The organism is Armatimonadota bacterium, assembly GCA_013314775.1.
Classification (GTDB): Bacteria; Armatimonadota; Zipacnadia; order Zipacnadales; family JABUFB01; genus JABUFB01.
Genome location: JABUFB010000019.1, coordinates 59,991 through 71,871, shown reverse-complemented (window position 1 = coordinate 71,871; position 11,881 = coordinate 59,991). Strand labels below are relative to the sequence as shown.

General features: G+C 63.4%; 7 protein-coding genes. 4 read left to right on the top strand and 3 right to left on the bottom strand.

Annotated features, from left to right (window positions below; translation table 11 throughout):
* Nucleotides 1-344 precede the first annotated feature (344 nt).
* From HPY44_20875 to HPY44_20865, 3 genes are all read left to right on the top strand, one after another.
* Nucleotides 345-1,343 (top strand): hypothetical protein, encoded by a 999-nt coding sequence (locus HPY44_20875; GenBank protein ID NSW58471.1) that lies wholly within the window; start codon nt 345-347, stop codon nt 1,341-1,343.
* 98 nt (nt 1,344-1,441) lie between these two features.
* Nucleotides 1,442-2,539 carry a Gfo/Idh/MocA family oxidoreductase gene (locus HPY44_20870; GenBank protein ID NSW58470.1) on the top strand — a complete coding sequence of 366 codons (1,098 nt, stop codon included), beginning with the start codon at nt 1,442-1,444 and terminating at the stop codon, nt 2,537-2,539.
* Between the two features lie 683 nt (nt 2,540-3,222).
* Nucleotides 3,223-3,753 carry an HNH endonuclease gene (locus tag HPY44_20865; GenBank protein NSW58469.1) on the top strand — a complete coding sequence of 177 codons (531 nt, stop codon included), beginning with the start codon at nt 3,223-3,225 and terminating at the stop codon, nt 3,751-3,753.
* Between the two features lie 102 nt (nt 3,754-3,855).
* Here the strand turns inward: HPY44_20865 and HPY44_20860 are convergent, their stop codons facing one another.
* The 3 genes from HPY44_20860 to HPY44_20850 form a co-directional block, all read right to left on the bottom strand.
* On the bottom strand, nt 3,856-4,890 hold the full coding sequence (locus tag HPY44_20860; GenBank protein ID NSW58468.1) for a Gfo/Idh/MocA family oxidoreductase: 1,035 nt from the start codon (nt 4,888-4,890) through the stop codon (nt 3,856-3,858).
* Nucleotides 4,891-5,077: 187 nt separating this feature from the next.
* The gene (locus HPY44_20855; protein ID NSW58467.1) at nt 5,078-5,710 is read right to left on the bottom strand and encodes a prepilin-type N-terminal cleavage/methylation domain-containing protein; all 633 of its coding nucleotides are present in this window, start codon (nt 5,708-5,710) and stop codon (nt 5,078-5,080) included.
* Between the two features lie 110 nt (nt 5,711-5,820).
* Nucleotides 5,821-11,040 (bottom strand): hypothetical protein, encoded by a 5,220-nt coding sequence (locus tag HPY44_20850; protein NSW58466.1) that lies wholly within the window; start codon nt 11,038-11,040, stop codon nt 5,821-5,823.
* Nucleotides 11,041-11,151: 111 nt separating this feature from the next.
* Here HPY44_20850 and HPY44_20845 point away from each other — a divergent pair, with 111 nt between their 5' ends.
* Entirely contained in the window at nt 11,152-11,862 is a 711-nt protein-coding gene (locus HPY44_20845) for a response regulator transcription factor (protein NSW58465.1), read from the top strand.
* Nucleotides 11,863-11,881: the final 19 nt, after the last annotated feature.

The following is an 11,881-nucleotide window of genomic DNA, read 5'->3' as shown; positions in this document are numbered from 1 at the left end:
CAGACAGTCACGCTCTTTTACGCTCATGAGTAGTTCCATCCCGGATAGTTCGCCGCGCGACGACGACGACACTACCACCGGACATTTCTACTTTGCACCAACCGGACATTATCACGTTGCGCTTACAGCTTGCCACTGCCTGCGTCAAGGGGTAGAATAGCTCAGCAGAATCATGGCAAGTCGGGCTGCTGCGCGGGCCACGTGGGACGGCCCCGGCAGCCGTTTTTGCCTGCCGTGGAGCTATGGCGAACCGACCCTCTGTCGCGGGTGATGCCACTGACAATAGGCTCCAACACACCGGCCGGCGACGCAGATTCGTCATCACCGAAAGGCAGCGCCGATCCATGGACATCAAGGGATACAGGCAGTCGGTCATACAGGCTACTCGCTTTCTCATCTCCCAGCAGAATGAGGACGGGTCCTTCAGGCCCGTTGAGCAGGGCATCGCATCCTACTCAAAGGTGCCCTACGCGCTTTCCCTCATGGGGCAAGCCGAACGAGCCCAGCGACTCTGCATGTACATCAAAGAAGGGGTCCTTGACGACGAGGGCGACTTCGTCGGCCACTTTCCCCGCTCTCCGCTGCAGAAGCGCTACTACATGATCCCCAATGCCTGGCTTGTCGCGGGAGCCCAGCGACTCGGGCAGTTCGGCATCTCCCTCAGAGCCGTGGACTTCGTCGGGAGCTTCCAGCACCCCGACAGTGGCGGTTTCTTCACCGCCGGGCCCGCGGCCACCGTCACCGGCGAACAGGATGTCCACAGCACCGCCGTATGCGGACTCGCGCTGCTGTACTGCGGGAGGACTGAAGACGCCGAGCAGGCAGGCGCGTACCTCGAGTACATGATCAACAATCAGCCCGCGCCCGCTGCCCGGCTCTTCTTCAAGTCCCGCGCAGGGCGACAGATCATCACCGAGTTCAGCGAAGAGAACGCCGCCGAGCAAATGATGCAGGTGGGCAAGCCCGACCAGTGGTATCACGTACCGGCGCTGGCCGCAGGTTTCCTGGTCAAACTCGCAGACGTCACGGGCTCTGCCAGGACCCTCGAAGCCGCGCAGGCGTATCTCCACTTCGTGGACAGCGGCGGCCCCGACCGATACACCAGTGAGCGCAGTGGCTTCGTGGGCTGGGCGGCGGCTTTGCTGTTTAGCGCTACCGGGAATCAGAACTACCGGCGCATCGCGTTGGCTGTGGCGAACAGCCTGCTCGAGGCTCAATTGCAGAACGGCAGCTGGCTCAAGGGCTCCATGGGCGAAGACATCACCTCAGACGTGGTCGACGCCACTGCGGAGAACATGATCTGCATGGTCCAGATCCTCGAAGGTCTCAGCTCAGGCGAGTAAGGCGGCACAATGCGGGTAGTTCCGGCCTATTGGGCTACGCGCATGCAAGGAAACGCGCGGCGAGATAGCCGCGACAGTCCACAAGGGAGACCGTGACAATGGCGATTGAAGAAGTCGGTTTCGGTATCATCGGTTGCGGCGTCATCGCCCCGACCCACCGCTCAGCCATCAAAGACGCCCCCGGCGCCAAACTGGTAGCATGCTGTGACATCGTACCTGAGTTGGCCCAGAAGTTCGCCGAGGATGCCGGCGAAGGAGTCCGCGCGTTCAGCAGCATCGAAGAGATGCTCAAGATGGACGAGGTCCAGGCGGTCTGCGTCTGCACCCCCAGTGGACTGCACGCCGAACACGCAATCATGGCTATGGAGACGGGCCGCCACGTGTTGTGCGAAAAGCCTATGGATATCACTCTCGCGAAGATCGACGCGATGATCGACGCCGCGGCCCGCAACAATGTGAAGCTCTCAGGGGTCTTCCAGCGGCGCACCTATGCCAGCTCCAAGCGAATGCGCGCGGCTGTCCAGGGCGGCAAGCTGGGCAAGCTGGTATTGGGCGATTGCTATCAGAAGTACTTCCGCAGCCACGAGTACTATGCAAGCGGCGCCTGGCGAGCTACATGGGAACTGGACGGCGGCGGCGCGTTGATGAACCAGGGCGTGCATGGCATCGATCTGCTCCTGTACATCATGGGCAATGTCAAGCGTCTCAGCGCTTACGCCCGCCGACTCGTCCGCAACATCGAGGTTGAGGACACCGCTGTCGCGATCCTTGAGTTCACCAATGGCGCTGTAGGCGTCCTCGAGGGAACCACCTCGGTCACTCCCGGCTACGGCTGCGACATCCACGTCAGTGGCGATGACGGCACCATCAAGATGATCGGTGACAAGATCGCGGTCTGGGATGTCAAGGGTGAAGAAGGCGAAGGTGTCGAAGGCGAGGGAGATAAAGGCACCGCGGCCGATCCCACCGCCGGCCTCACCGCCACAGGCCACACCCAGCACGTAGCGGACCTGGTGGAATGCATCCTGACCGGCAAAGAGCCGGAGATTCCCGGTTCGGAAGCGCGCCGAGCAGTCGAGGTCATCAAGGCCATCTACCGCTCCAGCCGCGAGGGTGGCATGACCGTAGAGCTGCCACTGAGCTACGAGGAGGACGGTCCGGGCATCGAGCCATCCCACACCAGAATCGAGTGGTAGCCCAGTGCGCGCCAAGGCTTGATGAGAGACTTCCGGGTGCGTTTCAGGCTTGTGGGCATCTGTGGGTCATCTCTCGCTGGCCGCGCGTATCTTGCTCTAACGAAATCGGGGACTCGTCCTGTTGGGTATGGGCTCAGCGGGCGGAGGGTGTCTGGATCTACCCGCATCAGGCGCTCTCACCTATTGGCATGAGTGCCGCCGGCCCGAAATAGTTCTCGGGCGCTGGTGTCGGGGGGCCGCGTCCCATATCGCCCGGTTTGAGGTAACGGCGGCGTCTCATCTCGTTGCCTGGTACACTTGGCAATCGGGGATGGAGATGAGCCCCCGGCTAGACCGAAATCACCTATCCTCGGGAAACCAACCCGAGCCTTTTGGGTCAGATTCTTGAGCCTTTCCGCGCGCTTGACTTGCCGCAATATCGTCTGTTACGATTGGCCGCGTACTGATCTCGAGCCAGAAAGCAAAGAACCGGTCATGACGAGTTCCCTGTTCCGCACAGTGCCAGCATTCGAAAGTGCATGCTTCGCCGTTCGCCGGCGGGGCCGCCATGCGGCTGTGGGCTTTCTGCTCAGCCAGGCGCCGGTTCGTGCCGGCATCCTGCGGTAACACCAGCCCCGCCGCCCGATCTTCGGCCGGCGGGGCTTTTTTCACCCAGACCCAGTTCGAGGTGGGATACGGTTTTCATGGACGGTCGCGTTCTTGTACTGAACCAGAACTATGAGCCCCTGAACGTGTGCACCTGGCAGCGCGCGGTGGCCCTGCTTTTCCTGGACAAAGCCGTGGCCATCGAGCACGACGGGAAGATATTACGCGCGTCAAACACGGCCGTGCGGCTGCCCACCGTGGTCAGGCTCAATTACCTGGTCAAGCGGCCCCTGCCGGAAGTGCGCATCTCCCGGTCGAGTATCATGGCACGGGACGCCAACACCTGCCAGTATTGCGGCGCCAAGAGCAAGACACTGACCCTGGACCACGTCCTGCCCAAGGACCGGGGCGGTGCGCATACCTGGGAGAACGTGGTCGCCTGCTGCACCGAGTGCAATAACAAGAAGGGGAACCGGACGCCCAGTGAGGCAGGCATGAAACTGCGCAAGCGCCCGGGCCGTCCTCGTTTCATCCCCTATCTCAACTACCCCACATTCAGGGCGGCCGTTAAACGCCCCGAATGGCGCGACTACCTGGAGCCCTTCGCCCCGCACCTGTTCAAGGAGTAGCGCGAAGGCAGCACCCGACGGACACCGCACGGGCTCCCGATTGCCGGGAGCCCGTTTCCTTGGCTATGCATGCCTGAGGGGATGCGGCGGCCCGCATATTCCCTACCTCAGGCTGTCAATGTACTGCTGCCACTCCGCGTCGCTGAACTCAGTGGGCAACTCCACCCGTTTGCGCACCCATGCCGACTTCTGTGCTCCGTGAAGGGCGCGGACAGCATTGGCGTGCAATTCGAGGCGATTCAGGTGGGGCTCGCCGCCGTCCAGCCAGTCTGCAACCGCCTGGGTGAAGTCCCGCTGGCCGTTCTCCTCCTGGGTGTCCCAGCTGCTCTCACCATAGACCGGTTCGGCCATACCCTTCGACTGGTACCAATAGCCCGCATTCTGCGTGAGATACAGCCGCCCCTCGCTTCCCAGAAAGTCAAAATGCAGGTGCATCCAGAAGGACTGTTCGCCGGGAGTGCCAAGTGCATCCGGTGAGCAGTCGAACATGGCGCGCACGCCACCGGGAAACCAGTACTGGGCCATGATGCTCTGCGGGGCGCGGTGGGTGAGTTCGTAGCCCTCATCGCTGAGAGTATGACCGGTCGCCCACACCGCCTCGGGAGCCACGTCGCCCAGGAACATGAGCAGCAGGTCCATGGTGTGCGGGCCCATGCCCATCATGTTCCCCTTGGTGCTGGCGCGGACGAAGTACAACTCGCCAATGCGATTCGCAACGATGTCGCGGATCGTCCCGTCACGGAACTGCGGATAGTATCGGCGCTGGGCGTTGACGATGATCTTCAGCCCGGTATCCCGTTGGATGGCCTCCAGCGCGGGCAGTTCCGAGGGCCGAACTGCGACGGGCTTTTCGACGATCATTGCCTTCGCACCGTATTTCGCGCAGGTCTCAGCTTCCCAGACGCGATGGGTGGGCATGGTGACTACGTGAACGATGTCGGGGCGGACAGCATCCAGCGCCTGCTCGAAGTCGGAGTACGCCTCGGGCACGCCGTAGGTCTCCCGATAGCGGTCGCAGCGTTCCTCAATGGCGTCGCAGACGGCGACGAGATGCATGTTCGGCAGTTGCGCGTATGCTCGGGCGTGAGCGGTACCCCGGCCCCCGCAGCCCAGCAGGAGAGAGCGGTACTCGGCCATGTTCGGTGGTCCTTTCAAGTTCGGAGCGTCAGACGTCCGCGGGCAGTTCGCCGCGAGGAGGGGAAGTCCTTGTGGGTATCAGGAAAGAAAGGCTTCGCCGGCCGCGCTTGAGACACCGCCCGGCACGTGGTTCCGTGCCGGGCGGTTCCGCGGTCATCTGCAGTCTTCGCGTCGGGGAGAGCGCCGCTCAGTACCCTCCCGGGCACATTGCGCCGCGCCACATGCCGTTGATGGCCGCTGTATCTTCCAGGTTGTCCTTCTTCATCCACTTCGCATGCCCGTCCAGGAACCCCACGTTGGCGCCCTCATTGTGCACACCCGTGGTGTAGTACATCTGGTTGTTGTAGTAGCCCATCCAGCAACCGCCGCTGCTGCTGTCGGCGAGGATGATGGTCTGCGCGACTTCCTTGAACTGCGCCAGTGACGGGAAGTCCCGGGTGGCATTGATGCTCCAGCCGTAGGAGCCGCACGGGGTCCAGGCGCCGTTCGGGCCGTACCGGTAGCCGCCGGAGAAACTCGGGCACAGGAAGACCTGGGTATTCTTGACATAGGGCTCCACGCCCTTGTTCAGGTTCGTCTTGTCATTGGGAGTGTTCCAGGAACTGGCCACGAGCCAGGAGCAGTAACGGCCCAGACGCTCATCGTAGTCCTGCACATACATGGCGAAGCCCGTGGACAACTGCTTGATATTGCTCAGGCAACTGGTCTGACGGGCCTTCTCCCGCGCCCGGGCGAAGACCGGAAAGAGAATTGCGGCAAGGATCGCGATGATCGCGATAACGACCAACAACTCGATCAATGTAAAACCACGACGTGTCATGACGGACGCCTCCGTTTGGGGTTGAGACGGCTCGGACAGACGCGCATTATGACCGTCTGAGCCGAGATGTCAAGGCGTCCCGAAGCTCCCTAACACGGAATTTGCACCCGCTATCCGCGCCCCTTCACCCACTCCACCAGATTGCGCAGGAAGGCTTCGCAGTCCTCGACCCGCAGCGTCCCGGTCGGGCTGACCTCGCCGGTGATGTAACGATCCACCGATGCCTGCACCACCACGACCTCACCTTTGCCCGCCTTCGCGTGGATGATCGCCGGAGCGCCACCTGCGTCCACCGCCAGCACCTGCCATCCGGGCCCCGCGCCCGTGAGCCGGTCGTACTCAATCGCCCCCGAAAGCGACTCCACTCGATTGGGCCGCGTGAACAGCGGATGGCCGGGCAATGTGATCCTGCCCAGGCTCGAAGCGTCCTCGTGTACCTGGATATCGAAGGGCAGATAACCCGTCTCGTAGTCGGAATCTTGAAGCTGCAGGATAGCGACGCGCCCGCCGGAGAGGATGAAGTCCGCGAGCGCGTACGGATTCTGCTTCAAGCCCGCGAAATCCTTGGAGTGAGCTTCAGCGCCGATAATCAAGCCACCGCACTTAGCCAGCGTGGCGCTGTCCAGCTGCTCAAGGGGGGGCAGGGAGATGCCCAGCTTCTGCAACGCAAGCCCCAGCGGGTCGGGCGGCGCGCCGATGTAACCCGCTCCCTGCCCGACCTCCACCGCCGCCGCATTGCGCACGGGGATCTCCGCCTTTCCGCGCACCTGCCCGACCTCGTACTCCAGCACCACCTTCGCGGCATCCTGTGCCTTTCCGGTGAAGCCGAGCGCCGGTCCTGCGGTCCTTCCCGAAGCAGCGTTCCATTCTACCGTCTCACTGGCCGCGACCAGTCCTTCCGGCACCGAGACCACTCTCACGCGAGCCGCCACAGGCGTTGCCGCCCGGTTGTTGACATACAGCGCGACTCGGCCGCCCTCAGGCGACAGGTACAGGCCGCGATCCCAGGTCACATCGGGCGCCGGAGGAGGGGGCAGGGGAAGCTCGTCCATCCCCAGGCGCTCTAGAATTGCCAGGGCATACGGCACCATGCGAATCTGCATGGCGTACGTCTTCCCATCACCTCCCGGCCCGCGCTGCATGCTGTCGCCCAGGGATCGCAACAGCATCTCCCGGTACCGGTCATCCCCGGTCAGTTCGTATGCGTACGCCAGCCCCTCGCAAGCCATCCAGGTGCCGGCGTGGGTTGAGCTCTTGTCGAACTGGGTGCATTGGGCATACTGGAAGTTGTTGTCGCCCGGTTGCCACATGCGCGTGTACATCCAGTCGCAGTTCCGCGCGATGGCGTGCTTGAGATCGTCCCGAGGCTCGATTATGTCCAGCGTGCGCAGCGCCGTCATATCCACGCCGCTCATGAAGACCTTCCCGCCCATGTGTTGCGGCTTGTGTTCGCACTCGCCGATGGCATGGGCCCAGACGCCCGTTCCCGGATCCTGACGCGCAACCATATGGTCGCAGAAGAGCCGAGCGGCATTGAGCAAGTGCGGATCGGGCTTCACCGCATACCCGCCCAGCACAGCGAGGGTCGCCCAGCCGTAGTTTCGATGGATCTGGTCCTGCAGGCTCTGGGTGTACGCGGTGGCCATCCAGTCCGCAACCAGGTCGGCGCTCTCCAGGTACCGTCTGTCCCCGGTGAGGCAATAGGTCGCGTAAGTGCCCTGGGTCCAGGTATGGCCGATATCGTGCCCGCCGCTGTCGAACCAGTACTCAGCGCCCGGCACCCTCTCCATCCCGAACCCGCCCGTGTGCCCGAGACCGTGAACGTGGACGCGCCCGACCTGACTTGCCTGGGGCGAAGCGTTGATGATATCGATGGCAGCCATGTGTCGCGCGGCTTCTTCCGCCCGGTCGAAAAACGCCAGGTCTCCGCTGCGGGCAAACTGCAGGAGCAGCCCCCATTGCAGGTCATATTCCAGGTTACCCCAGTTCACGCCACGCTCGCCGTACCAGTCACCGAAGTTCATGTAGCTGTATTCGCGCACTCGCTCCCGCGCGTCGTTGATACGGGCCAGACCACGCCGCACGTAGTCTTGGAAGGAGCCGAACACTCCCACCTTTTCGGGCGCAATGTCCATCAGGGCCCCGGAAGCGCAGTAGTGCCCAGGCTCCGCTGTCAGAAGCCGTGTCGCCTGCCACTGAGCCGCCACCGTATCGGGACTCTGTCCCGGCGAAGCGAAGTGGAACAGAATGTCATGGCTCAGTGCCACGCCGCATGGGACCTGGTACGCACCATCTCTGAACCAGTAATAATGCTGGGTCTTCAGCTTCGGATCGGTGTGCTGGGCGTACTGGTCGGAGGGCAGCTCCGGCAGGAGCTCCACGGACAGTTCTCCACCGGCGGAGCGACTGGTGGCCTTTGGGTATAGTTGCCAGAAGTCTCGCAGGCAGAGGGTCGCCCGAGCCTTCTCGTCCTGTGCGCTCACGACGCCCAGCGGACGACCTTCAGATTCCGTCCGGGTACCGCCTTCGGTGGTCACGGTATGGCTGTCGTAGTCCTGCAGCACCCGTACGGGCGCCTGATTGCCTTGGCCGGTATCCATCGTCAGGGACAGGCTCTTCACCGCAGTCATTGTGGGGGGCATGGCCGACGTACCCTCACCGTTGACGAGGGTGAAGACGGTGGGAATACCCGCAAAGCCCGCATGGAAGGTCATCCGGCAGCGGTAGCGCATGAGCCTGCCGCCATCCTCAGCCTGCAGAGGGCCCTCTGCCAGCAGCACCGCGCGAGTCGGCCCGATTTCCTCCAACCGCAAGTTCACCGGACCCGTCTTGCTGGTATAGCGCTTGCCGGCGCTGTCGGTGAGAGCGATTCCTGGCTGGTCGGCGGGAGCAACCACTTCATTGTCCGCGAACTGCCCGTCGCCGTTGAGGTCCAGGCGCACTTCGCCGGGCGGGGCGAAGCCGTTGCGGCTGATGCGCGCCCGGAGGATGCCATTGGACACAGTCAGCCCTGCCTCGTCCTCCGCAACGGTGACCAGCTGCGGGCTGTCGGCCTGCACCTCCTCCCCGTACTCCAGCTCAAAGGGTCCGCCTTCCCCGTCGGGCAGACTCACCAGCACCCACTTGATGCTCCCGTCGGGCCACCAGCCGAGAGCCCTGAAGCTGGCCGGGACCACCTCACCCGCATTACTGATCACCCGGCAGTGCCCAACAGAGGACAGCGCGCCTGCGGGCAGCGGGACCCCGCCCTCAACCGGCCAGCCATCTATCTCCGCGCCTTCCGAGGCGCTGACATGAAGCCGGACCCTCTCGCGTCGAGCAGTTCCGCTCGCCAGGCTCAACGGTTCGGCCACGAAGCGCAGAAGCTCAGAGCGCAGGCGTCCCCCGGCCGTCTCCACTCGCGCACAGTAGGCCTCGCCGCGCTGCAGGCCGGTAAGGGTGACCTTGTGGCTGTAGCCGCCCTGGATCGGGGATTCCTGCCTGCGCGTTGGCTGATCTCCCGGCCCCCATATCACTGCGGCGCCGTCGGGGTAGTTGGTGAGCCAGCAGATGTCCACATCCACCAGGTCGCCCGACTGGTCCGGAGCGCAATAGGCAGACAGGTGCCTGATTTCCAGGTCACGCGGCCTGGGAACGCTCGGCGACAGAAACACCTCGGATACCTGGAAGTCCTGGGCGGGCTCCTGTGCGGTGAAGCGGATCGGCTGGCCTTTCGCCAGCTCCACGGGTTCGCGGGTGGTGTACAGGTGGAACAGGCCGTCATTCTCCGCAGCCACCGCGCGGGCAACCGGCGTCCCTGCAACGTCAACCGTCAGCGTCTCGTCCCCGACGGCGCTGTCCTGCACCACAAAGCACAGGTGGAAGCGGCCTTCCGCCGGCGAGGCGAAAGTTGCGGTGGCTCCGGGGCTCTCTGGCACCACCGCGCGGTCGAACAGGCGCATGCCGTCCAGCTGCGCCTCCGCCGCCGGCAGATCGATGACTTGCAGCTTGCGCAGGTCATCGCGCCAGCCCAGCCAGGGCATCTCCACGTTGAGGTTCTCGGAACGGAACTCCGATACGCTGCCTGCTCGGGGCTTGGGCCGGTCGGACTCACCCGGCCCGTAATGCACGAACCACTCGGTGAAGTCAGCATCCTGGGTCTCGGGGCGGCGATGACACAGGACATGGGCGCGGGTTTCAGTGTGCCCATCTTCGGTGTGGTTCATGCGCAGATCCATGCTCATCCACACCGACTTGCCATCGATGATACCGCGCAGCCGCCGGTCCATTCCGGCCACGCCTGCGTTGATGATGGTCGGCGCGAAGCCGCCGTCCACGCAGGTGAGCATCACGTCCACGCCGAGAGCGAAATCCTGCCGTCCGGTGTCCGTGCGATTGTCGGCGTCGAGGTAGAGAATCAGTACCGTGCCGGGGGCCACGAAATCTTCGGCGAACTCCAGCTTCCAGATGTACCGATCCTGTCCCACGTTCCCGAAATGCACCCGGCTCACATCCGGCGCTGATTTCCGGCCCTGCCGCACCGTCTTGTCATCCACGCCGCATACACCGTCATCCAGCACGAGATACATCGGCTCGGCGATCTCCACGTTGCTCCCCAGAGCCAGTTCCACCCCATCGGGGATACCGTCGCGGTCTGCGTCGGGCTGGTCGGTGACGAGGCCGGACAGCGGTGGCTCCGGCAGCGGCGGGCCAACTCGGGGCTTTACCGCGCCGACGACTGGGGGAAGGTCAACCACCACCCAGTCCATGTTGTCCGAATCATTTGCTTTCGGCGGCGAGACATGGGACAGTGCTTTGAACCGCAGCTTACCGTCCGCATTGCCCTCGCCGATTGCCGCGTCGGTGCTGATGTACAACGCATTGCCCACAACCGCCAGGCGCGCCGGGCCACGCTGGAGACCTTTGGTGTGCTCGGCGGTCGTGAACTTCCCGTTTTGCTGCACGTACATAATGTCCGTGCCTTGGTTCGCCTTCACGTCCTGGCGGCCGGTGGTGAGGTCGCGATCCACGTCCAGGTACAGAATGAACGTGTTCCCGTCATGCACATAATCTCCGGCGAAAGTCACCCGGAACAGCCAGCGGTCTGCCGCGATGTTCGCCAGGCCGATCTCGAGGAAGTCCGGCGCGTTCGCAAAACTGCTGCTGAGGGACCGGTCGCCGGCTTCTGCGCTTCCGTCATAGGCGAGCCGAGTGAACTCCTGTGCGCGCTGGACGGAGGAGCCTAGGTCAGCCTCAACCACGTCTGGTATGCCGTCGCCATCCGCATCCTGTGCCAGAGCCGGAATGCTGCACAGGAGCAGTGCAAGAATCGCGTGTACCAGGAGCTTCATCTTTTTGCCTCCGGGTGTCGGTTTCGGGTAACGTTCCCGGGCAGAGGTGTGTTATCCTGCCGGGAGCAAACGGCCCTGCACCCGGCGTTAGTGATACGGGGTGATACATACATGCCGGAAGTCCTTATCGTCGACGACGATCCGGGTGTTGTTGATCTGCTGAAAATGTACCTGGAGAAGGCCCAGTACACCGTCCGCACCGCGGATACAGGTCCGGCCTGTCTCGAGGCGCTGGACAAGCGCAAGCCCGATCTCGTCCTGCTGGACATCATGCTGCCCGGTATGGACGGGTACGAGGTCTGCCAGGCGGTGCGCCAGAGGCACAATGTGCCGATCATCTTCGTGTCTGCCCGCGATGACGAAGTGGACCCCATCATCGGCCTGCAAATGGGCGCGGATGACTACATCACCAAGCCTTTCAATCCGCGGGAAGTGGTCGCCCGGGTGGAAGCGGTGCTCCGGCGCTCCAGACCCACGCCCCAGCAGACCACCGAAGCCGTGCGTATGGGTGATTTCGAGATCGACCCCGCCACGCGAGAGGTACGGGTCAACGGTGTGGAAGTGGCATTGACTCCCCACGAGTTCGATATCGTGCTGCTCATCGCGCGCAGGCCCCGCATTGTTTTCTCTCGCCAGAAGATCATGCAGGAGGTCTGGGGATATGATGCGGACTACGGCGACTACCGCACCGTAGACACCCACATCAAGCGCGCGCGGCAGAAACTCAAGGATGCCGGCATGACCCGCTGCGTGATCGAGACAGTCTGGGGCACCGGGTATCGCTTCCTGTGCCAGTCCGAGGGGGAAGAGGAGGCTGAGTGAGCCGGGACGGGCTCGCCCG